This window comes from Nonomuraea deserti (assembly GCF_004348685.1).
In the GTDB taxonomy this organism is placed as follows: domain Bacteria; phylum Actinomycetota; class Actinomycetes; order Streptosporangiales; family Streptosporangiaceae; genus Nonomuraea; species Nonomuraea deserti.
Genome location: NZ_SMKO01000022.1, coordinates 14808 through 37220, shown reverse-complemented (window position 1 = coordinate 37220; position 22413 = coordinate 14808). Strand labels below are relative to the sequence as shown.

At 71.4% G+C, this 22413-nt stretch carries 22 protein-coding genes; 12 read left to right on the top strand and 10 right to left on the bottom strand.

What is annotated here, in order from left to right:
* The first annotated feature begins 124 nt into the window (after positions 1-124).
* Together dhaL and E1292_RS12015 are read left to right on the top strand one after the other, a co-directional pair.
* Complete coding sequence (gene dhaL, locus E1292_RS12020; protein ID WP_132595057.1) at positions 125-742, top strand: dihydroxyacetone kinase subunit DhaL; 618 nt, start codon at positions 125-127, stop codon at positions 740-742.
* A gap of 103 nt (positions 743-845) precedes the next feature.
* The gene (locus E1292_RS12015) at positions 846-1250 is read left to right on the top strand and encodes a PTS-dependent dihydroxyacetone kinase phosphotransferase subunit DhaM (RefSeq protein WP_246090070.1); all 405 of its coding nucleotides are present in this window, start codon (positions 846-848) and stop codon (positions 1248-1250) included.
* A gap of 429 nt (positions 1251-1679) precedes the next feature.
* Here E1292_RS12015 and E1292_RS12010 read toward each other — a convergent pair whose 3' ends face one another.
* The 10 genes from E1292_RS12010 to E1292_RS11965 form a co-directional block, all read right to left on the bottom strand.
* On the bottom strand, positions 1680-3389 hold the full coding sequence (locus E1292_RS12010; RefSeq protein WP_132595055.1) for a thiamine pyrophosphate-binding protein: 1710 nt from the start codon (positions 3387-3389) through the stop codon (positions 1680-1682).
* A complete protein-coding gene (locus E1292_RS12005) occupies positions 3386-4147 on the bottom strand; it encodes a cyclase family protein (RefSeq protein ID WP_132595053.1) in 762 nt (253 codons plus the stop codon). Before E1292_RS12005 ends, E1292_RS12010 begins: the two co-directional genes overlap by 4 nt.
* A gap of 66 nt (positions 4148-4213) precedes the next feature.
* Positions 4214-5038 carry a carbohydrate ABC transporter permease gene (locus tag E1292_RS12000; protein WP_220446779.1) on the bottom strand — a complete coding sequence of 275 codons (825 nt, stop codon included), beginning with the start codon at positions 5036-5038 and terminating at the stop codon, positions 4214-4216.
* Positions 5035-5934, bottom strand: a complete 900-nt coding sequence (locus E1292_RS11995) for a carbohydrate ABC transporter permease (protein ID WP_132595051.1) — start codon at positions 5932-5934, stop codon at positions 5035-5037. Before E1292_RS11995 ends, E1292_RS12000 begins: the two co-directional genes overlap by 4 nt.
* Positions 5931-7205 (bottom strand): ABC transporter substrate-binding protein, encoded by a 1275-nt coding sequence (locus tag E1292_RS11990; protein ID WP_132595049.1) that lies wholly within the window; start codon positions 7203-7205, stop codon positions 5931-5933. Before E1292_RS11990 ends, E1292_RS11995 begins: the two co-directional genes overlap by 4 nt.
* Positions 7202-8491: an alpha-glucosidase/alpha-galactosidase gene (locus tag E1292_RS11985; RefSeq protein ID WP_132595047.1), complete on the bottom strand. Its 1290-nt coding sequence runs from the start codon at positions 8489-8491 to the stop codon at positions 7202-7204. The genes E1292_RS11990 and E1292_RS11985 overlap by 4 nt, the downstream gene beginning before the upstream one ends.
* Positions 8488-9501 carry a carbohydrate kinase family protein gene (locus E1292_RS53630; protein ID WP_132595045.1) on the bottom strand — a complete coding sequence of 338 codons (1014 nt, stop codon included), beginning with the start codon at positions 9499-9501 and terminating at the stop codon, positions 8488-8490. Before E1292_RS53630 ends, E1292_RS11985 begins: the two co-directional genes overlap by 4 nt.
* On the bottom strand, positions 9491-10399 hold the full coding sequence (locus E1292_RS11975) for an endo alpha-1,4 polygalactosaminidase (RefSeq protein ID WP_132595043.1): 909 nt from the start codon (positions 10397-10399) through the stop codon (positions 9491-9493). Before E1292_RS11975 ends, E1292_RS53630 begins: the two co-directional genes overlap by 11 nt.
* Positions 10400-10607: 208 nt before the next feature.
* Positions 10608-11141 (bottom strand): Rv1352/Rv1906c domain-containing protein, encoded by a 534-nt coding sequence (locus tag E1292_RS11970; RefSeq protein ID WP_132595041.1) that lies wholly within the window; start codon positions 11139-11141, stop codon positions 10608-10610.
* 90 nt (positions 11142-11231) lie between these two features.
* Complete coding sequence (locus tag E1292_RS11965) at positions 11232-11660, bottom strand: CBS domain-containing protein (protein ID WP_132595039.1); 429 nt, start codon at positions 11658-11660, stop codon at positions 11232-11234.
* A 126-nt stretch (positions 11661-11786) separates the two neighbouring features.
* On the opposite strand from E1292_RS11965, the gene E1292_RS11960 reads away from it, so the two are divergent.
* The 10 genes from E1292_RS11960 (at position 11787) to E1292_RS11915 (ending at position 22406) form a co-directional block, all read left to right on the top strand.
* Entirely contained in the window at positions 11787-13181 is a 1395-nt protein-coding gene (locus E1292_RS11960) for an aminopeptidase P family protein (RefSeq protein WP_132595037.1), read from the top strand.
* A 141-nt stretch (positions 13182-13322) separates the two neighbouring features.
* Positions 13323-14114 carry an MlaE family ABC transporter permease gene (locus tag E1292_RS11955; protein ID WP_165974487.1) on the top strand — a complete coding sequence of 264 codons (792 nt, stop codon included), beginning with the start codon at positions 13323-13325 and terminating at the stop codon, positions 14112-14114.
* Positions 14114-14971, top strand: coding sequence for an ABC transporter permease (locus E1292_RS11950; RefSeq protein ID WP_132595035.1), 858 nt, complete (start codon positions 14114-14116; stop codon positions 14969-14971). The genes E1292_RS11955 and E1292_RS11950 overlap by 1 nt, the downstream gene beginning before the upstream one ends.
* Positions 14972-14975: 4 nt before the next feature.
* The gene (locus tag E1292_RS11945; RefSeq protein WP_132595033.1) at positions 14976-15995 is read left to right on the top strand and encodes an MCE family protein; all 1020 of its coding nucleotides are present in this window, start codon (positions 14976-14978) and stop codon (positions 15993-15995) included.
* The gene (locus E1292_RS11940) at positions 15995-17038 is read left to right on the top strand and encodes an MCE family protein (protein ID WP_132595031.1); all 1044 of its coding nucleotides are present in this window, start codon (positions 15995-15997) and stop codon (positions 17036-17038) included. Before E1292_RS11945 ends, E1292_RS11940 begins: the two co-directional genes overlap by 1 nt.
* Positions 17038-18063: an MlaD family protein gene (locus tag E1292_RS11935; RefSeq protein ID WP_132595029.1), complete on the top strand. Its 1026-nt coding sequence runs from the start codon at positions 17038-17040 to the stop codon at positions 18061-18063. The genes E1292_RS11940 and E1292_RS11935 overlap by 1 nt, the downstream gene beginning before the upstream one ends.
* Positions 18060-19079, top strand: a complete 1020-nt coding sequence (locus E1292_RS11930; RefSeq protein WP_132595027.1) for an MCE family protein — start codon at positions 18060-18062, stop codon at positions 19077-19079. The genes E1292_RS11935 and E1292_RS11930 overlap by 4 nt, the downstream gene beginning before the upstream one ends.
* Entirely contained in the window at positions 19076-20089 is a 1014-nt protein-coding gene (locus E1292_RS11925) for an MCE family protein (protein WP_132595025.1), read from the top strand. Before E1292_RS11930 ends, E1292_RS11925 begins: the two co-directional genes overlap by 4 nt.
* The gene (locus E1292_RS11920; RefSeq protein WP_132595023.1) at positions 20086-21549 is read left to right on the top strand and encodes an MlaD family protein; all 1464 of its coding nucleotides are present in this window, start codon (positions 20086-20088) and stop codon (positions 21547-21549) included. Before E1292_RS11925 ends, E1292_RS11920 begins: the two co-directional genes overlap by 4 nt.
* Positions 21546-22406, top strand: coding sequence for a hypothetical protein (locus tag E1292_RS11915; RefSeq protein WP_132595021.1), 861 nt, complete (start codon positions 21546-21548; stop codon positions 22404-22406). Before E1292_RS11920 ends, E1292_RS11915 begins: the two co-directional genes overlap by 4 nt.
* The last annotated feature ends 7 nt before the right edge of the window (positions 22407-22413 follow it).

Sequence of the window (22413 nt, the reverse complement as noted above, 5' to 3'; positions counted from 1 at the left end):
CCGCACCAGAAGCCGGATCGCGAGGCGCACCGTGCGACCGCCGATCCGCCAGGACACCTGTTGAAGGGAGGGAGCGCGGACTCCCCCGCCGGCCGAAGCAGGCGGGGCGCTTCGCGCGCATCCGATGGACACCGACCTGTTCGTGGCCTGGTTCGAGGAGACGGCCCGGCTCGTCCGCCGCGACCGCGACCGCCTCACGCGGCTGGACGCGGCGATCGGCGACGCCGACCACGGCACCAACCTCGACCGCGGGCTCACGGAGGTCCGCAAGGCACTCACCGAATGGCCGCCCGAATCGCCGGTGCAGGTGCTGACCTCGGCGGGCACGGCGCTGATCCGTCGCGTCGGCGGCGCTTCCGGGCCGCTGTACGGGTCGGTGTTCCGGCAGATGGGCAAGGCGCTGGACTCGCCGGTCACGCTGGCCGGCTTCTCGGCGGCGTTCGACGAGGGCGTCGTGGCGGTCGAGCGGCTGGGCAAGGCCGCGCCGGGCGACAAGACCATGGTGGACGCGCTGGCGCCGGCCTCGCGGGCCCTGGCGCTGGCCGTACGCGACGGGGTGGGGGTGCGCGAGGCGTTCGAGCAGGCGGCACGGGCGGCCGCGGAGGGCGCGAGAGCCACGATCCCGATGCAGGCGCGCAAGGGCCGTGCCAGCTACCTGGGCGAGCGGAGCATCGGGCACGAGGATCCGGGGGCGGCGTCGTCGGCGCTGTTCATGGCGGCCCTGGCGACCGTGGCGTCATGACCGGCCGCACGGGAGGCGCCAGGACCGGTGACGTGGGAGGCTCCACGACGCGTGAGGCGAGAAGCGCCACGACCGGGCGCGGCGGAGGCGTGACAATGCGGCCGTGGGTGTGCGCCGCTGGTGGGGTGGCGTGATGGTGGGACTGGTGCTGGTCTCGCACAGTGCCGGACTGGCGGCGGAGGCCGTGGCGCTGGCCAAGGGGATCGCCGGTGCCGGGGTGCCCGTGGCGGCCGCCGGGGGCACCGAGGACGGCGGTCTCGGCACGAGCGTGGACCTCGTCGAGGCGGCGGTGCGCGGCGTCGACCAGGGAGACGGCGTGGTGCTCATCCCCGACCTGGGCAGCTCGGTGCTGACCGCCCGCCTGCTGGAGGAGGACGGGCGCATCGTGGTGGCGGACGTCCCGTTCGTGGAGGGCGCGATCGCGGCGGCGGTGGCGGCCGGCGCGGACGCGCCACTCGCCGACGTGCTCGCCTCGGCCGAGGAGTCCCGCACCTTCCGCAAGCTGTGACCCGCACGCTCCAGCGTGGATCGTGCCCGTCCGACGGGTGCCGGACCGGCCTGCTGTGCCGGCCTGCGTGACCGAGGCCCTCACGGTCCGGCGATGCCGCCCGACGTGTCGACAGCAGGTGCCGAACGGAGGCGCCGGGCTAACGCCCCGGCCGGACGGAGACCCCGGGCGGAGATCCCGGACGCAGACCCCGGACGCAGACCCCGGACGCAGACCCCGGACGCAGACCCCGGACGCAGACCCCGGACGCAGACCCCGTGTGGAGACATGGCACGAGGTGCCGGTGAAGGCGCCCGGCGGAGCTGCGCGTGGGAAGTCCCGTCGGGGGTGCCCGTTGTGGTGCGCCGGAGGAAGGGACCCGCGGGACACCATGGGCTTGCCTGTAGGGTCGCGTGGTCGGTCGTGGGAGGGGTCCCACGGTGCGCGGGGTCAGTGGGATTTGAAGGCGTTCTCCAGCCACCAGGAGCCGTGGTCCCGGGTGACCTTGGCGTGCACCAGCAGCGGACGTTCCCGGGAACCGTTGAGCCAGGCGGCCACGCCCGCCAGGTCGGCCTGCTCGGTGACCGTGACCGCGTCGAGCCCGTGGCCCCTGGCGATGGCGGCGAAATCGGCGGGCGGGAAGGTGACCGTGCCGAGCGGGTGCCCGTGGGGGCCGAAGTGGTGGACCTCGGCGCCGTACGCCTCGTCGTCGTAGACCACGATCACCATCGGCAGGCCCAGCCGGACGACGGTCTCGAGGTCGGCGAGGCCCATGAGGGCGCCGCCGTCGCCGAGCGCCGCCACCGGCAGCCGGTCGGGACGGGCCACGGCGGCGCCGATCGCGGTCGCGAGGCCCAGCCCGATCGACTGGAACGCCTGGGTGAAGCAGAACCCGAACTCGTCAGGGACATCCATCAACATCGACGGGTATCCCATGAAATTTCCGGAATCGGGAGAGACGATCCGCTCGTGCGGCAGCAGGTCGTCCAGCCCGATGGTGAGCGTCCTCGGGTCGATCCGGCCGCCTGCGCTCTCGTCGTCGTACGGGACGTCCCGCCAGCGCCCCTCGGCCTGGATGCGCCGCCCGATCTCGGGCGAGCGGTAACCGCCGGCTCCGGCGACGCGGGCGGTCACGGACCTCGCCACGGCGGCCACGTCGCCGACCACGCCGAGGTCGGGGGACGTGTACGCCTTGAAGACGCCCGGGTCGAGATCGACCTTCACCACCTTCGCCCCCGGCGAGATCAGGCCGCCGTGGCCGGTGGTCCACATGTTGAGCGCGCATCCCCATCCGACGACGAGGTCGGCGCCCCTGATCAGCTCGGTGGCGAGCGGGGTGGCGAAGCCGCCGCTCACGTCGAGGTCCCAGGGGTTGCCGCGGAACAGGCCTCTGGCCACCGCGGAGGTCGCCAGCAGCGCGCCCACCCGGCCGGCCAGCTCTTCCAGTTCGCCACGCGCGTGCCGGGCTCCGCGCCCCGCGATGAACACCGGCCGCCGGGCCGCGCCCAGCAGCCGCGCCAGGTCCTCGAACGCCTCGCCCTCCTCCGCCAGCCGCGCCAGGTCCTCGAACGCCTCTCCACCCTTCGCGAACGCTTCGCCGCCCTCCGCTCGGTCTGCCACCGGGGCTCCCCCGGCAGCCGACGCGGCGGGCTCGGCGTCCCCGGTCGAGGCGGGGTCGAAGGGGGCGGCCTGGACGGGGAGCGGCAGGTTCAGCAGGACCGTACGCCGCTCCTCCACGGCCACCCGGAAGGCCTCGGCGACCTGGGCCGTCGCGGTGCCCGCCGAGGTGACCCGCATCGGCACCGCCCCCACCGCGGTGGCCAGGGCGTCCTGGTCGACGTGGAAGTTGGAGTGGACGTCGGTGGCCTCCCCAGCGAGCACGATCAGCGGCGTGCGGCTCTTGGCCGCCTCGGCGATGCCGGTCATCGCGTTCGTCAGCCCCGGCCCCTGGTGCACCGACACCACCGGGACGCGCCCGCTCATGCGGGAGTACGCGTCGGCCATGGTGGCGGCCCCGCCCTCGTGGCGGGCGGCGATGTAACGCACCCCGTGGGCCACGAGCGCGTTGGTGACGTGGAAGTTGCCGCTGCCGACCACCCCGAAGGCGGTCTCGACCCCGCAGGCGGCCAGGGCCCGGCCCACGGCCTCCGCGACGATCAACGTTCCACCAGGGCGAGCACGCGCACCGGGCTGCCGGAGCCGCCCACGATGGGCAGCGGCGGCGCGAGCACCACGGCGCCGGTCACGGGCAGGCGGTCGAGGTTGCGCAGCTGGGTCAGCCCGTACTTGCCGGCGCCGAGCAGGAAGGAGTGGCAGGGGAAGGGCGGGGCGAAGGAGTGGGCGGCGCCCGCGTCGGTGCCGACGGTCTCGACGCCGAGCCCGACGATCGGCGTCTCGGCGGCCAGCCACTCGGCGCACTCCACGGAGATGCCGGGCGTGTGGGAGGCGTTCAGGAAGTCGTCCTGGTCGCCGGAGCGGGTGTCCCAGCCCGTGCGGTAGAGCAGCCAGCCACCGTCGGGCAGCGGGCCGTGAGCGCGCTCCCACTCCTTGACGTGGTCGATGCTCAGCAGGAAGTCGTGATCCTTCGCCGCCTCGTCGGCGAAGTCGAGGACGACCGCCGGCGCGATCAGGTTGCGCGGGGGCACCTGGGAGACGTCCTCGCCGTCACGCCCGGTGATCCAGTGGACGGGGGCGTCGAAATGCGTTCCCGTGTGCTCGCCGGTGTGGATGTCGTTCCAATACCAGGCGGGGCCGCGGTCGTCGTAGTGGCTGATCTCCTCGAGAGAGAACCGGATCGTGTTGCTGAACGGCTCGGGCAACTGGAGGATCGGCGTTTCTGACGACAGGGGCGCGGTGAGGTCGACCACCTCGATCGCACCGCCGCGCACGCTGTCGACAAGGCTCTTCAACACCGACATGACTTCCTCCTTCGTGGGCTGTGCGCATCCTCCTACGCACGCCCTACCCGCGCAAACCTCTCACGTTCAGCCCTTGAGGCCGCTGAAGCTCATGGTGGCCACGAAGTGGCGCTGCGCCAGCACGAAGGCGGCGACCAGCGGCAGCACGGCCACGACGTTGCCGGCCATGAGGGCCGACCACTCGGTGTGCCGGGCCCCGGAGAAGGTGGCCAGGCCGAGCTGCAGCGTGTAGCTGTCCTCGGAGGAGATGGCGATGAGGGGCCACAGGAGGTCGTTCCAGGCGCCGAGCAGCGTGAACACGACGAGCGTGGCCAGCGCGGGCCGGGCCAGCGGCAGCACCACCCGGAAGAACACGCCGAGCCGGGAGCAGCCGTCGATGGTCGCGGCCTCCTCCAGCTCCTTGGGCAGCGACAGGAAGAACTGCCGCATGAGGAACACGCCGAACGCCGACGCCAGCCACGGGACGATGGCCGCGCCGAGGGTGTCGATCAGTCCCATGTTCTTGAACAGCAGGAACGTGGGGATCATCAGCACCTGGGTGGGCACCATGATGGTCGCCATAAGAGCGCCGAAGGTGAGCCCGCGGCCGCGGAAGCCGATCCGGGCGAAGCCGTAGCCGGCCAGCGAGCAGAGCACCACGTGCCCGGCGACGGCCGCCACGGCCACGATCACGGTGTTGGCCAGCCAGAGCGGATAGTCGTCCTCGGTGAAGATGCGGGTGAACCCGGCCATGGTGAAGTGCTCGGGCCAGAGCTTGGGCGGGTAGGTGTTGATGTCGCTGTCCGGCATGAAGGCGGTCAGCACCATCCAGGCCAGCGGCGCAACGAACAGCAGCGCGGCCGGCATCAGGATCAGGTGGGCGAGGTGCCTGCCCTTCAGCTTGGGCTTCACCGTGCGCTCCGCCACAGGACGGCGCCCGAGATCGCGAGCGTCACGAGGAACAGGACGTAGGCGATGGCCGTGCCGTAGCCGGAGTGGAACAGCTGGAAGGCCTGCCGGTAGAGGTAGAACACGATCGTCGTGGTGGAGTCGAGCGGCTGACCCTTCGTCGTGGTGTAGACGAGGTCGAACAGCTGCAGCGCGGTGATCGTCTGCCAGATCAGCAGGAAGACGGTCGCCGGGCGCAGCTGCGGCAGCACCACGTGGCGCAGCACGTGCCGGCCGACGCCTCCGTCGACCCTGGCCGCCTCGACCAGCTCGCGCGGGATGTCCTGGAGCGCGGCGAGGTAGACCACGGCGGGCATCCCGACGCCGCCCCAGATGGAGATCAGGACGAGCGTGAGCATGGCCTGGTCCGGGTCCTGCAGGAACCCCATGGCGGGCAGGCCGACGGCCTTCAGCCCCGCGTTGACGATGCCGAAGTCGGGGTCGAACACGAAGTTGGCGAGGATGCCCGTGGCGGCGGCCGAGACGACGTAGGGGACGAAGAAGCAGGTGCGGTAGAAGCCGATGAGCCGGATCTTCAGGTTCAGCGCAAGAGCCAGCGCCAGCCCGAGCACCACCGAGCCGGGTACGAACAGCACCGTGTAGACCGCCGTGTGCCCGGCCGCCGCGGCCAGCTCGGTGTCGGCGAGCATGTCGCTGTAGTTCCGCAGCCCGACGTAGTCACCGCCGGTGAGCAGGTCGCCGTCCCGCAGCGAGAGCAGCAGCGCCCACGCCGCGGGGAACAGGCTCAATCCGACGATCACCAGCGTGGCGGGCAGGACGAAGCCCCACCCGGTCAGGTCGGGCAGCAGGCGGCGGCCCCCGCGCCGCCGCCCGCCCGCCTGCGCGGCGAACACCGTCATCGGGCCCGCCCGAGCACCGTGTCGGCCTCGGTGGCGGCCGTGGCCAGCGCCTCCTGCGGGGGCGTGCCGCCGACGAGAGCCTCGCTGATCGCGTTGCCGACCTTCTCGGAGAACTCCGGGTACGCGGGCAGGTGCGGCCTGGCCTGCTTGGCGTTGTCGAGGTTCGCGGTGAACACGTCCATGTCGGGGATGTCCTTGATGAACTTCTCGTACGCCGGCAGCTCGGTCGTGGCCTTGCGGATCGGCAGGTTGCCCAGGCCGAGCGTCCACCGGGCGTCCTGCTCGGGCCGGGTGAGCCAGGTGAGGAAGTCGGCGGCGGCCTTGGCCCGGCGCGAGCCGTTGTCGAACACGACCCAGTTGTCCGGCCCGGCGATGGTCTCGTGGTTGCCGTTGTAGCCGGGCAGCACCTGGACGCCGTACTCGATCTTGTGGTCGATGATGTCGAGCAGCGCCCACGGACCAGCGATGATCATGCCGACCTTGCCGCTCTGGAACAGCGGCAGGAACTTCTCACCGTTCTGGTCGAGATAAACGGATTTATCCTGGCGGGCCATGGCGCTCCACAGGCCGAGCGCCTGCGCCGCCTGCGGGGTGTTGAACGCCGACTTCTTGCCGTCGGGCGTCACGATGGCGCCGCCCTGCTGCCAGATCATCGGCCAGAACCGCCACACGGTGTCCTCGGCCCCGGTGACGGGGTACGCGGTGCCGTACACGCCGTCCTTGGTCAGCTTCCCGGCGGCGGCGCGGAAGTCGTCCCAGGTCCAGTCCTTGTCCGGGTACTCCAGCCCGGCCGCGTCGAAGAGCTTCTTGTTGTAGATGACGCCCAGGTTGTCGACCACCGCGGGGACGCCGACGACCTTGCCGTTCACCTCCGACACGGCCCGCTCCGACGGCCAGAAGTCGTCCCAGCCGAACTCCGGCGCCTTCACGGTGGCGGTCAGGTCGTACACCTTGGGGTTCTTGGCAAGGTGCGGCATCCAAGTGCCGTACATGTACGCGATGTCGGGCGCCTTGCCGCCGGCCAGCACCGCCTGGACCTTCTGCAGCATGTCGTCCACGTTCGTGGTGCCGACCGCGGGACTGATCTTCACGTCCGGGTGCGCCTTGTTGTAGTCGGCCGCCAGCCTCTCGATGACCTTGGCCTGGGTCTCGACCTGGCCGTGCCACCAGGTGATCTCGACCGGCCCGCCGGCGTCGTCCGAGGAGGACGAGCCGCAGCCGGCCAGCAGTCCCGCGACGAGGAGCAGCGCCGCCGCGCCGTGAACCTTCATGACCGCCTCCTGAGCGATTCCGGGAGCAGGTCGCCGTGGGCCTCGAAGAGCGCCTCGCACAGGGCGTCGATCCGCTCGACGGTGAGGGAGGCGGCCGTGTTGGGGTCGGCCATCATGGCGTGCCGCACATGGTCGCGGCGGCCCTCGGTGACGGCGCGCACGGTGAGCTCGTTGACGTTGACGTAGGCGCGGTTGAGCGCCGCGCACTGGGCGGGCAGGTCGCCGACCGCGAGAGGTCGTACGCCGAGCGCGTCGGCGACACACGGCACCTCGACCACGCAGTCCGCCGGCAGGTTGCCGACCAGGCCCCTGTTCTGGACGTTGCCGTAGACGGTCCGGGTGGTTCCGGTGGCGATGCTGTGGATGATCTGCGGGGCGTATTCCATGGTCCCCTCCACGGTGATCGGCCGGCCCGCTCTGAGCGCGTCGCGGGTGGCCTCGTACTGGCGCACGTTCTCCTCGCTGATGCCGACGTAGGCGCCGACGGGGATGCGCAGGCGCTCGATCTCGGCCTCGTCGTGCAGGTACCAGGGCACGTACTCCGCCGAGTGCTCGCTGGTCTCGGTCGGGTAGTAGCCGAGCCTGCGGTACATGTCCACGCGCACCCGGCGCAGCAACCCGGGGTCGCGGGCGACGGCCTCGTCCAGCCGCGGGTACAGGTCCTCGCCGCCGGACTCGAACCGCAGCATCCACGACTGGTGGTTGACGCCCGCCGCGAGGTACGACACGTCCTCGTACGGCACCCCGACGAGCTCGGCCAGGTCGTGGGCCGTCCAGTAGATGGAGTGGCACAGCCCGACCGCGTTGCGCACGGGGGTGGCGGCGGCCAGGTACCACACGTTCATGGCCATCGGGTTGGTGTAGTTGAGCAACCACGCGTCGGGGCAGGCCGCCGCCATGGCCTGCCCGATCCGGTCCAGCGCGGGGAAGGTGCGCAGGGCGCGGAAGATGCCGCCCACGCCGATGGTGTCGGCGATGGTCTGGCGCAGGCCGTGGCGGGCGGGCACCTCGAAGTCGACGCGGGTGGCGTCGATCATGCCGACCTGGATCATGTTGATCGCGAAGTCGGCGCCTTCGAGCGCCCGCCGCAGGTCGAGGTGGGCGCTGATCTTGACGGGGCGGTCGGCGGCGATGACGCGGGCGGCGGCCTCGGCGGTGTCGAGCCGCTCGCGGTGGATGTCGTGCAGCACCACCTCGAACTCCCCCAGGTCGGGGAAGGCGACCAGGTCCGCCAGCAGGCCCTGGGTGAACTCGACGCTGCCTGCGCCGAGAAAGACGATCTTCATAGTTGTTTCCACGTGGGTTGGGCGGCGGTGCCTCCGGCCGCCTGGGTCGACAGGGAGCCGCAGGTCACGGCTACGCGCAGGCATTCGGGCAGGCTCATCCCGCGCAGCCGGGCGGCGAGGAACCCGGCGTTGAAGCTGTCGCCGGCGCCGACGGTGTCGACCGGCTCCACGGGCACGGCGGGCGCGCGGACCAGCCGCCCCCGCTCCCATGCCAGCGCGCCGTCGCCGCCGTTCTTGACGACCACGGCGGGCCCGAGCGCGCCCAGCCGCGCCGCGGCGGCCTCCACGCCCTCCTGACCCGTGCCGGACGCTCCTGCGCCGGCAGACGGACCGGCGGAGACGGACGGACCGGTCGCGGCGGACGGACCGGCCGGGGGCGGGCCCGCGCTGTGGGTCAGGCGGGCGGCGACGGACCGGGCGATGTGCACGGCCTCGGCGGCGTTGGGCAGGAACACGTCCACCTCGCCCAGCACGTCGCCGAGGCCGTCCCATGCCCCCGCCGGGTCGTCGTTGGTGTCCAGGGAGGTGGTGGCGCCGACCCGCCGCTCCCCCGCCAGGAAACCGGGCAGACCGGCCGCCAGCGCTGGTTGCAGGAAATAGGATGACACGTGCACGTGCCTGGCAAGGCCGCGCGGCACGTCGTCCACGGTCAGGTCGGGCAGGCAGCCGGGCGAGGTGAGGATGGCCCGGTCAGGCCCGTCGGCCAGCACGACGGTCATGGCGGTCGGCCGGGGACCGAGCACGCAGTGGGAGACGTCCACCCCGCGCTCGGCCATGGCGTTCAGGACGAAGCGCCCGGCCGCGTCGTCGCCCACCCGGCCGGCGAACGCGGTGCGCAGGCCCAGCCTGGCCGCCCCGCACGCGGTGATCGCGCCGGACCCGCCGAGCACCAGGTCGCCGCCGGAGACGAGCTGCTCCCGCTGGCCGTACGCCAGCCCGCGCGGCGCCCCCGAGAGCACCACGTCGGGGTTGGCGTCGCCCACGACCAGCAGGTCGAAGTCACGCGCCACGGCAGGGTACGCGGTAGGCGCCGAGCTCGTACTTCTTCTTGAGCGAGTTGAAGTTCTGAGCGTTGGACCGGGCGCAGAAGGCGGAGGGCGCCAGGTCGTACTCGACCTGGAACACCGCCTTGCCCGCCTTGACGAACTGGTCGTAGCCGTAGTCGCCGCCGTTCTGGGCGGTGGTGCACTCGGTGTACTGCCAGCACTCCTCGTTCACCGCGAAGTCGAAGTACGGCAGGAGCCGCGGGATCTGCGCCACGTCGTTCTTCAGCGCGACGGACAGCCCCCGCTTGTGCGCCTCGTTGGCGAACCAGGCGTTGTAGGCCAGTTGGTCGGCCGCCTTGAGCGGGAAACCGCTGTCGTTGCCGTATCCGTCGACGTTGTCGGGCTCCACCGCGTCGAATCCGGCGGCCTTGCACATGTCGAGTCTGGCTTTCATGATCTCGCCGAGCGTGCCGGTGTACGCGCGGATGTCCAGCCACCGCTCGCCCTCCCACTCCTCGGGGAAGCGCGCCGCGTCGGGGCGCCAGTCCTCGAACGTGCCGGCGCTGATGTAGCAGAGGAGGCCGCGGTCCGGCCTGCCGGCCTTGAGCGACGCGACGATCGTGCCGTCCTCGGCGGCGTCGAAGCCGTCGATGTCGAACATCCGCACGTTCGGATAGGGCTTGACGGGGAGTGAGGAGAGCTGCCACTGCCAGCTCGTCTTCAGTGCGGGCCGCCAGCAGCCGTCGCACGGGACCGGCGCGGGAAGGCCGGTCGCGACCGGTGTTGTGGCCGGGACCCGGGCCGATGCGGCGGCGGACACGGTAGCGGACGCGGCGGACGCGGCGGCGGGCAGGAGGGCGAACGGGGGGACGGACAGTGCGGCCACCAGGGTGGCTGCGGATATCAGGGCGGGAAGACGCATGGACACTCCTCGCGAACGACACAGTTCGGGACAAGTGGCGATGCGCGCTGTTCCGCACTCTCCGCTGCGTGTCCGGGCCAGGGACACCGGAGTGGCGTGGCCCATACCGTAGGACGTCACGCCAGCACGCTCAGGCATACCTCCCTTCTATTGCCCGCCAGAATTGCGCGTTCCTGCTCTGTTGTCCAGACTTTGACGCATAAAAGCGTCATGCAGGAGTCCACTCCGCGCATCCGCCGGTCTGGAACGCCTTGTCCGTGGCCTCGATGGTGACCGTGGCGGCGCCCGTCGGCATGCCGGTCGCGATCACATCGCCGTCCGCGCTCCTCATGCGGGCCCAGTAACACATGCCGAACCCGGCCGCCGGCCCGGACGTTCTGTAGGTGCCGGGCTGGACGTCCCTGCCCACGACGAGCGTCCGCAGGGACGCGGGATTGCCGGCCGGCGCGGTGCTCGCGCCGCCGGTCTGCGCGGGCCCTGTTTGCGCGGGTCCGGTCTGCACGGGTCCGGTCTGCGAGGGAACGGGCTGCGAGGGAGCCGTCCCGGACGGCACGGGCTGCGAGGGGACGGTCTGCGACGGGGCCGTCTGGGAAGGCGCGGAATCGGGCGCCGTGGGATCGGGCGCGCCCGTCACCTCGGTCGTCACCGTGATCCTGGGCGGGGGCGCCTCCGTCGACGTGCTCGCGCCGAACCCCACGAACACCCCCAGCAGGAACCCGAGGAGGGCCGCTAGCCCCGACACGAGCAGGATGATCGTCGGACTGCTCGTCGCCCGGGGATACTCAGGTGGAGGAGGAGGCCCGTACATCACGGACCAAGCGTCCCATCACTGTCAACGATGCAGATAGTCGACGAGCGACGCCTTCTCCGTCTCCAACTCCTCGATCGCGCTCTTGACCACGTCGCCGATGCTGACGATGCCCACGAGCCGGCCGCCGTCGACCACGGGCATGTGCCGCACCCGCTCGGTGGTCATGGTGCGCCGCAGCGACTCGACGTTCTCGCCGGGGCCGACCGTGTGGACCTCGGTGGTCATGATCGCGGACACGGGGTCGTCCAGCACCGCGGCACCACGGTCGTGGAGGCGGCGTACGACGTCGCGCTCCGACACGATGCCCTCGATGACGGCCCCGTCGCTGGAGACCACGACGGCCCCGATGTTGTGCTCGGCGAGCTTGGCGAGCAGCTCCCGCACGGTCGCCGCCGGGGTCACGGTCGTGACCTCACTGCCCTTGTCGCGAAGGATCGTCCCGATGAGCATCTGCATCACCTCTGCCCCTCAGTGTTCCAACCCCGGCGTCAAGGCAAACTGCCCCTCGAGAATGGAGTCAAGCGCTCACGTAGGCTGCCTGCCATATACCACGTCCGGCACGAAGGGGACCGCCGCATGACCGAGCCGCTCAACATCGGAAGCCACGACCTGCCCGTCACCGACGAGCTGGCCGCGTTCATGCGGACCGGCTGGGCGCCGGCCCGGCGGGACGGCGTGCGCGCGCGGCCGATCGCGCCGTGGGCGGCCAAGCGCCGCGCCGCGCTGGCCGCGCGCTTCCCCGGCGAGCGGCTCGTGATCCCGTCGGGCACGCTCAAGGTGCGCAGCAACGACAGCGACCACCGGTTCAGGCCGCACAGCGCGTACTCCTACCTGACGGGCGCGGGAGAGTCCGACGACGTGCTGGTGATCGAGCCGTCCGGCGAGGCGGTGCTGTACGTCAGGCCGCGCGCGCTGCGCGAGGAGGGCCAGGAGTTCTACCGCGACCGCCGCTACGGCGAGTTCTGGGCCGGTCCCAGGCCGGACCTGGCGGAGGCCGAGGAGCTCTACCAGCTGCGCTGCGCGCACATCCGCGACCTGGAGTTGGAGGGCCGCCCGGCCAGGGTGCTGCGCGGTGTGGACGCCTCGGTGGACGCGCGGGCGGCGCGCGGCGACGGCGACGCCGAGCTGGAGTCCTTCCTGTCGGAGATGCGGCTGGTCAAGGACGAGTGGGAGCTGGGCGAGCTGCGGCACGCCGTGGACGCGACGGCACGCGGTTTCGAGGACGTGGTCCGCGCGCTGCCGCAGGCGCTCGGGCACCCGCGCGGCGAGCGTTACCTGGAGGGCGTGTTCGGGCTGCGGGCGCGGCTGGAGGGAAACGCGACCGGCTACGACAGCATCGTGGCCGCCGGGTCGCACGCCTGCGTGCTGCACTGGATCCGCAACGACGGCCGGCTGTCGCCCGGCGACCTGCTGCTGATGGACGCGGGCGTCGAGGCCGACACGCTCTACACCGCCGACGTCACCCGTACGTTCCCGCTGTCGGGACGCTTCAGCCCGATCCAGCGGCAGGCGTACGAGCTGGTGTACGAAGCGCAGACGGCGGCCATCGCCACGCTCAGGCCGGGCGCCCGCTTCCGCGACTTCCACCTGGCGGCCATGCGCGTCATCTGCGACGGCCTGCGCGACTGGGGCCTGCTGAAGGGCTCGACCGACTCCCTCATGGAGAGCGGCCTCTACCGGCGTTACACGCTGTGCAGCAGCGGCCACATGCTCGGCCTCGACGTGCACGACTGCGCGCGGGCGCGCTCGGAGGTCTATCTGGACGGCGTGCTGGAGGAGGGGCACGTGCTCACCGTTGAGCCCGGCCTGTACTTCCAGCCCGACGACCTGACGTTGCCCGAGGAGCTGCGCGGCATCGGCATCCGCATCGAGGACGACCTGGTCGTCACCGCCGGCGGCGCGACCCTGCTGTCCGGCGGGCTCCCCCGCCACCCGGACGAGATCGAGTCCTGGATGGCCACCCTGGCGTAACGGGCCGATCACGTTTCGTGCGGAGCTGACAAGGTGTGAGCTGCGTCTCATACCTTTTCCTCAAATTACCGGCAGAGCATCGACTGCCGGACAACCCGTCAGTAGGGTGACTGATCCGTAGGCGGCGGAGGTGGTCAGCTGATGGCCTTGTCCGGGTTCGTCGGACGTAGGGCCGGGTCGGTGCTCGGCCAGGTCGGTGACCTGTTCGTCATCGTCCTGGAGGGGCTGCGCCGCAGCTGGGACGTGCGCCGCTGGTGGTGGGAGTTCGTCGACCAGTGCTGGTTCCTGGCCCGCGTCACCAGCGTGCCCGTGCTGCTCGTCTCCCTGCCGCTCGGCGCGACCGTGGCGCTCCAGGTGGGCGAGCTGGCCTGGCAGCTCGGCGCGGGCTCGGCCACCGGCAGCGCGGTCTTCGTCGGCCTCATCCGCGAGGTGGCGCCGCTGGCCAGCGCGCTGCTGATCGCCGGGGCCGGGGGCAGCGCGATGACCTCCGACATCGGCGCGCGCAACATCCGCGACGAGCTGAGCGCGATGGAGGTCATGTCGGTCAACCCGATCCACCGGCTGGTCACTCCGCGCATGTGGGCGGCCAGCACGATCGCGGTGTGCCTGTGCCCGCTGGTCATCCTGGCGGGCGCGAGCGGCGGCTACTTCTTCAACGTCATCGTGCAGGGCGTCACCCCGGGCGCGTACTTCGACGGCGCGCTGTCGCTGGTCGTCGCCTCCGACCTGTACGTCACCCTGTTCAAGGCGTGGATCTTCGGCTTCATCGCGGCGGCGGTCGCCTGCTACAAGGGCATGACCTGCGCGACCAGCCCCGTCGGCGTGGGCCGGGCGGTCAACCAGTCGACCGTGGTGACGTTCATGCTGGTGTTCACGTTCAACTACGTGATCTCCGCCGTCTACTTCCTGGCCTACCCGCCGAGGTCGCTCTGATGGCCATGACGCGCACGGCAGGTCTCAGGCTCGCCTTGCGTGGCCGGGACATCGCCGAGCGGTTCGCGACGCTGGCCGACTGGCCGCTGTTCGTGTGGAAGGTGCTCTTCTACTCCGTACGCGACGTGGTGCTGCGGCTGAAGTACGCCAAGGTCGTCGTCAGGCAGGTCAGCGACGTCGTGGTCGGCGTCGGTGCGACGGTCATCGGCGGCGGCATGATCTTCGTGGTGTTCACGATGGCGTTCGTCGTGGGCGCGACCGTCGGCCTGCAGGGTTACCAGGGGCTGCAGGCGATCGGCGCCGAGTCGTTCATGGGCCTGGTGGGCTCGTTCGCCAACGTCCGCGAGATCACCCCGATCATCGCGGCCACGGCGCTGGCGGCGCAGGTGGGCTCGTCGTTCACGGCGGAGCTGGGCGCGATGCGCATCTCGGAGGAGATCGACGCGCTGGAGGTGATGGGCATCAACGCCTTCACCTACCTCGTCTGCACCCGCGTGGTGGCGGCGCTGCTGGCGCTGATGCCGATCTATCTCATCGCGTTGTTCGCCAGCTTCTTCGCCACCCGGCTGATGTGCACGGCGTTGTTCGGGCTGGCGCCCGGGGTCTACGACTACTACTTCTACCTGTACCTGCCGGTCAGCGACATCGTGTTCAGCGTCGCCAAGGTGGGCGTGTTCGCCTTCGCCGTCATCGTGATCCACTGCTTCTACGGCTTCCACGCCACCGGAGGGCCGGTGAGCGTGGGCGTGGCGGCGGGGCGCGCCATCCGCCAGTCGATCGTCACGATCGTCCTGCTCAACCTGCTGCTGTCGTACCTGTTCTGGGGCGGCGGGGGCAACATCCCGCTGACGGGGTGAGCCGGTGAGCCGATCCGAACTCTCCCTCCCCGCCCGGGCCGGCGTCGCGCTCGCCGTCCTCGTGGTACTGGCCGCGGCCACGCTGTACGTCGTGCGCACCGCCACCGAGATCAGCGGCACCAGGATCGACGCCGTGTTCGCCCGGGCCGGTCAGGGCCTGGACACCAACTCCCCTGTCAAGATCCGCGGCATCACCGTCGGCGACGTGACGGGCGTGGCGCTCGACGCCAAGGGCGACGCCGTGGTGACCATGCACGTCGAGCCCGGCGTCAAGGTGCCCGCCTCCACGGTCGCCTCCGTCGAGCCGACGTCGGTGTTCGGCCCCAAGTACGTCAACCTCAAGCCCGGATCCGGCGAGACCACCGGCCCCTACCTGAGCAGCGGCGCGGTCATCACCGACACCGAGGGCCCGCTCGACCTGTCGGACACGCTCGGCGCCGCCTACCGCGGCCTGGACGCCGTCGACCCTCGCGAGGTCACGGTCATCGTGCACACCCTGGCCAAGGGACTCGACGGGAAGGGCGAGCACCTGCGCGAGCTGATCGGCGACGCCGGCGACCTCGTCGGCGTCGCGCACCGGCACCGGGACAGGGCCAGGCGGTTCCTGCGCGACGGCGCCCTGCTCGGCACCACGCTGTCGGACAAGGGCGACGAGATCGTCGCGATCTCGTCCGACGTCAACGTGATCACCCCCGATCTGCTGGCGCGGGCCGACAAGGTGCGCGCGCTGCTGCAGGAGGTCACCTCGGTCAGCGGCCAGACCGCGCACGGGCTGGCCAAGCACCGGGGCAACCTGCGGGCCGGCGTGCACTCCGGCGAGCGGGTCGCCGCCCTCATCTACGCCCAGCTCGGGCTGGCCGGCGACGGCGTACGCGGCCTGAACCGGCTGGTCGACCTGCTCAACGAGCTGATCGAGGCGCCGGGCCCGGGCGGCACCCGCCAGCTCCAGGTGGAGGCCTTCGTCGCGACCGACGTCTGCGAGCTGATCGTCGGCGTCTGCGGCCCCACCGACGGGAGGCGCTGATGGAGCGCACCCGCCGCTGGTGGACGTTCGTCAAGTTCGTGCTCTTCGTCGGCCTGACCGTGGCGCTGATCGTGGTGATCAGCGTGCAGATCGCGAGGGTGAGCACGGGCGGCGGGTACCGGCTCGTCGCCATGTTCGACGACGTGTCAGGGCTGGTCGAAGGCGACCAGGTCAAGATCGCCGGCGCGCCCGTCGGCCAGGTGGACACCATCAGGGTGGTCGACGGCCGGGCCGAGGTGACCATGGAGGTGCAGGACGCGGTCAGGGTGCCCGCCGACACCGAGGCCGCCGTCCGCTGGCGCAACGCCATCGGCCAGCGGGTGATCTACCTGCTGCCCGGCACCGCGCCCGGCATGCTGCCGCCCGGGTCGCGCATCGCCCGCACCACCTCCCTCGTGGACATCGGCGAACTGGTCAGCGACCTCGGCCCGCTCACCCGGAGCCTCGACCCCGACCAGATCAACCAACTGCTCACCGCCGCCGCCAAGTCGCTCAAGGGCAACGACAGGAACATCCCCAGGCTGCTCGACAACGTCAACGCCATCACCACCACGGTCAACGCGCGCAAGAAGACCATCGAGCAGCTCCTGCGGGACTACGCCACCGTCACCGGCGTGGTCGCCAGGCGCGACAAGCAGCTCGAGCAGCTCGTCGACAACCTCGTCACGCTGACGGAGGCGTTCGCCGACAACCGCGAGCTCATCGACGACGCGCTGGTGGAGCTGTCGGCGACCGTGCACACCTCCAACGAGGTGCTCGGCAAGAACGCCGACGAGCTCGGCGCCCTGGTCGACAACCTGTCCGGCCTGACCGGCGGCATCAGGCGGAACGTGGACAGCATCGGCAGGACGGTCAGCACCTTCCCGCCGCTGTTCACCCGCGCCCACTCCACCGTCGACCGCGGCCACTACTTCATCACCGCGGTCCCGTGCGTGGCGCTGGGCCCCGCGCCGTGCCCGTACCCGATGAAGAAGCCGCCGCCGCTGCGCAACACCAGGGTGCAGAGCACCGAGGACCTGCGGAAGCTCCTGGTGGGCGACTGATGGCGCTCAAGTCCTTCCGCGACCGCAACAAGATCGCCGTCGGCCTGGTGTCGGTGGCCACGCTCGCCACGCTGCTCGTCGCGACCTTCCTGGTCGGCAGCCTGGGATTGCTGGAGAGCGGCTACCACATGTCCGGCATCTTCGTGGACTCCGGCGGCGTGCGCACCGGCAACGACGTACGGGTGGCGGGCGTGCGCGTCGGCAAGGTCACCGAGGTGCGCCCCGACTACACGCGAGGTCACGTGGTCGTCACCTGGAAGGTCGACAGCGACGTACGCCTCGGCCGCGGCACCCGCGCCGACATCGCGCTGTCCAACCTGCTCGGCGGCCGCTACGTCAAGCTCACCGGCCCCGTCTCGCCCCCGTACCTCGACCAGCTGCCCGAAGCCCAGCGGCGCGTCCCCGTGACGCGGACCGGCGTGCCCACCCTGATCAACGACGCCATCAACGACGCGACCCGGCTCGTCGAGCGGCTCGACACCGACGCCGTGGACGAGCTGCTCACCGAGCTCGGCAAGATCGACACCTTCAAGCGCGGCCGCGTCACCCGGCTGCTCGAGAACGTCGGCGACCTGTCGGAGACCATCAGCAAGAGCGAGCCGCAGCTGCGGCGGCTGCTCGACAACGGCACGAAGATCATGAAGGTCATCGAGAAGAAGGACGAGCAGCTCGCCCGGCTCGTCGACGCCGTCGAGGTCATGCTGGCCGAGCTGCGCCACCGCCGCGCCGAGCTGCGCACGCTGCTCGGCGACGGCAGCGACCTGGTACGCAGCACCACACGCCTGATCGACCGGCACGAGAAGAGCCTCGTGCAGGTCCTCGACGACAACGCGGCCATCACGACGAAGCTCGGCGACGACAACAAGCAGCTCAACTCGCTGCTGGCGTGGGCGGGGCCGACGTTCTCCGGCCTGTCCACGATGGGCGGCCAGGGCCCGTGGCTCGAGGCCATCGCCACGGGCCTCGGCCCCATCGACCCGGAGGTGCTCGCCGCCATCGCCAAGGACAGGAGGGCCGCCCGATGACCCGGCTGGTCACGGCGCTGCTGGCCTGGGCGTTGCTGGCGTCGGGCTGCTCCGTGCTGGGCGCGGAGCCGTACCGGCTGGTGGCGATCTTCAGCAAGGCGCCCTCCCTGTACGAGGAGGCGCGGGTGAAGGTGATGGGGCTCGACGCCGGGTACGTCGACGACATCCGCATCGAGGGCGACCGCGTACGGGTCTCGCTCCGCGTCGACCGCCACGTGCCGCTCCCGGCGGACGTGAAGGCCGTGGTCGCGCCGCAGAACACGCTCGGCGAGCGCAACGTCGTGCTCTATCCCCCCTGGAAGCCCGGCAACCGGCGGATCCAGCCGGGGACGACGATCCCGCTGGAGCGGACCGAGCTGCCGGTCGAGATCGACGACGCGCTCGACGCGTTCACCAAGCTGACCGACGCGCTGGACGACGAGAAACTCGGCGACGTGGCCGGCGACCTGGCCGACGGCGTGAGGGGACGCGGCAGGACCATCGGCGACGCCGTCTCCGACACCTCCAAGCTCACCGGCGTCCTGGCCGAGCAGGACCAGCAGCTCGTCGCCCTGGCCAAAGGGCTGAACCGGCTGGCCGCCGGCCTCAACAAGCGGGAACGCCAGGTGACGGGCGCGATCGACTCCTTCGCCGAGGCGAGCTCGATCCTGGCGGAGGAGCGGCGCCGGCTGCGCGGGTTCGTCTCCAGCATGGCCGGCTTCGTGCGCCGCGGCGACGTGATCATCGAGCAGTACGCGCAACGGCTCCCGCAGGCCGCGAGCACCCTGGCCGAGCTGGTCCTGACGGTCAGGGCCAACAGCGCGTCCGCGGCCCAGGCCGTCAAGGGCGCGGCCGACTTCGCCGACGTGATCATCGACTCGTGGGACAGGAAACAGCACGTGCTGAAGATCCGCGTCGTGCTCAACGCGCTGACCAGGGCATGGCTGACGCCGCTGTTCGACTCGCTGAACCTGGGCGACGTGCCGTGCCTGCCCGCCGGGCTGAGCAACTGCCCCTACCAGAGGAGGCCGCGATGAGGGCGGGCGCGCCGGCCGCGCTGCTCGTGCTGGCGCTCACGACGTCGTCGTGCTCGCTGCAGACGCTCGGCGCGACCACCGGCGACCTGACCCTGCACGCCGTCTTCGACGACGTGCAGAGCCTGGTGGCGGGGCACAGCGTGCAGATCTCCGACGTACGGGTGGGCACCGTCACCGGCATCCGGCTGCAGGGCTACCGGGCCAGGGTGACCATGTCGATCAAGTCGGAGCACCGGCTGCCGGAGGGCAGCACGGCCACCGTGGCCAAGACGTCCGTGCTGGGCGAGAACTACGTGCTGCTCGCCCCGCCCAAGGGCAAGGACCTCTCCACGGGGCCGTACCTGAGGAGCGGCGCCACCATCGCCGACACCTCGGTCGAGCCGGACATCGAGCAGGTCACCGCCAAGGCCGGGCCGCTCATCGAGGCGCTCGGCGCGCAGGACGTGAACGCCATCCTGGACGCGGCCTCTACCGCGTTCGCCGGGCAGGGCGACGACGTCAACAAGCTGATCAAGCAGACGGCCGAGGTCACCGACGCCTACGCCGCCGCCCGCCGCGACCTGGGCACCAGCATCGACGCCCTGGCCGAGCTGGGAGACGACCTCGCCAAGGGCAGCACAGAGCTGGACCGGCTGCCGGGCACCCTCGCCTCGGCCACCACGCGCATCGCGCACGGGCGCAAACACGTGAAGAAGGCCATCGTCGCGCTGACCAAACTGGCCAAGGAGGCCAACCTCACCGTCTACCCGCGGCACGCCGCCCGGTTGCGCACCCTGCTGCGGGAGCTGGCGGCCATCTCCTCGGCCATGCAGCGAGGCGGAGAGGACCTGAAGGCGCTGGTGGCCGAACTGCAGAAGTTCATCGACGCCCCGCCGATCACGGTGAACGGGCAGGTGCTGATCTACCTGTGGCTCAAGGGCGTGCTGCTGCCCCAGCGGCGCGGCGCCGACCGGCCGGCGCTGCCGAACAGGATCGAGGACTTCCGCCTGCTCCTGGAGCCGCCGCGATGAGCAAACGGATCTACCTGAACCTGGGGTTCTTCGTCGTCCTGGGCGTCGTCATGACGGTGTGGGCGTTCAGCACGATCATCCGGCTCGACGCGATCGAGCGGCCGTACCGGGTGTCGGCCGAGTTCGTCTCGTCGCCCGGTCTCGTCCGCGGGTTCGACGTGGCGTACCTGGGCGTCCGGGTCGGCAAGATCGGCGACGTACGGCTGGCGCCCGGCAAGATCGTCGTCGGTCTCGACATCGACCGGGAGATCCGGCTGCCCAAGGGCGTCTCCGCCGAGGTGCGGCGCAGGTCCGCCATCGGGGAGCCGTACGTGGAGCTCTCGCCGCCCGCCACCGGAGCGGGCGGCCCGCCGCTCGCGGCCGGTGACACGATCACGCTGGCCAAGACGTCGGTGCCGCTCGACTACAAGGAGTTGTTCGAAGGCGTCGGCAAGCTGCTCAACGCGGTGCCGCCCGAGGACGCCAAGGCGATCACCCACGAGCTGGCCGTCGCCCTCGACGGCCGGGCACCGGCGATCAGGCGCATCATCGACGACGCCCACACCCTGACCGGCACCCTCGCCGACAACACCGAGGTGCTCGACGAGCTGGCGGTGCAGCTCACCCGGCTCACCCACACGCTTGCCGGCAAGCGGGGCGAGCTGGCCTCAGGCATCACCGACCTCAGCACGGTGACGGCCACCCTGCGCGCCTCCCGCGCCGACCTGAACACCTTCCTCGACCGGGGACCGGGCGTGTTCGCGCAGCTCGACGAGGCCGTCCGGCGGTCGAGGCCCGGGTTCTCGTGCCTGCTGACCGCGGCGGGGCTGCCGCACAAACCGGTCTTCTCCCCCGAGACCGAACGCAACGTGCACCACCTGCTGAGCATCATGCCGACCGCGTTGAGCCTGGCCGACGACATCAGCGACCGGCGCGGCGACACCGTGTACGGCAAGGCGTCGTTCATCTTCAGCGTCCCCGGCGGGCCGCAGCCCGCCGAGGAGTACGCGCGGGCGGTCGGGCCGCCCACCGTGCCGAAGCTGCGCGCCTGCCCGGACCGCGCGCCCGTCTCCGACGCCTCCGAGGACGGCGCCGGTACCGGCCGCGACCGGTCCGAGCGAGATCGCCAGGACACCGCCGCCCGCCCGGCCGGCTCGGGCCGGCCGGACAGCGCCGGTCGCCCGGACGCCTTCGGACCACCGGACCGCACCTCAGGGCCGGACCGCACGGCACGACCGGACCGGACCGCGCGCCCGGGCGCCTCCGGACGACCGGGCGCCGGGGACGCCACCAGGCCGGGCAGGAGCCCGCAGCCCGCACCATCGTCCAGTGACGTGGCCGCCACCGGCGCCACGTCCCCTGACCCGCCGAACACCGCCCCCCTGATTGCCGCGATTTTCCTCGCCGTAGTGGCCCTTGGTGGCATGGTGGGCTGGATCGCGGCGGGTCGGGCCGCCCGCCGCCGTGAGGAGTCACGATGACCACCGAGCAGGACCTCTCCACAGCCCCCCGTACCGACGAGGCCCGTCCGGAGACCCCACTCGCCGACCCCCCGCCTCCGAGCACCACATCAGCCAAGACCACACGATCCGAGACCACACGATCCGAGACCACGCGATCCGAGGCCGCACCACCCGAGACCGCGCCACCCGAGGCCGTGACTCCGGTGGCCGACGAGCCGGCCCGGCGGGGCACCGCGGAAGCCGGGGACGGCGAGCCTGCTGCTCGCGAGCAGGTGGAGGCGGGAGGCGGCGGGCGGCGGGACGTCGCCGTGGCCGGGCGCTTCTCCAGGGCTCGCGTGTTGTGGACGCTGGCGGCCATGGTGGTGGCCGCGATCGCCGCCACGGCCGTCCTGCAAGGGATCTCCGCCGCCCAGGCCCGCGACGCCCGCGCCGCGCTCGAGGCCGAGCGGGCGCTGCGCCTGGAGGTGTCGGGAGCCGCGGGCGCGTTCAGCAAGGCCCTGCTCAGCTACGACTACCAGGACCTGCAGACCACCCGCTCCGCCCTGGCCGCCCAGGCCACGGGCGACTTCCTGAGCACCTACGACGCGGCGTTCGGCGGCGCGATGGCGCAGGTCATCGTCAAGCTCAAGGCTACCTCGCAGGCCACGGTGCGCGAGGTCTACCTCGCCGACGTGGACGAGGCCACGGCGCACGCCATCGTGGTCGTCGATCAGCAGGTGAACACCTCGGAAGCGATCCGCTCGGTCAAGGACTCGCACCTTAAGATCTCTCTTGTGAAGGAGAAGGGGACCTGGAAGATCCATGACGTGACCGTGCTCGGCGCGTCCTCGGAGGACCAGTACACCCTCGACGGCGACGAGAAGAAGAAGGACTGACGATCGG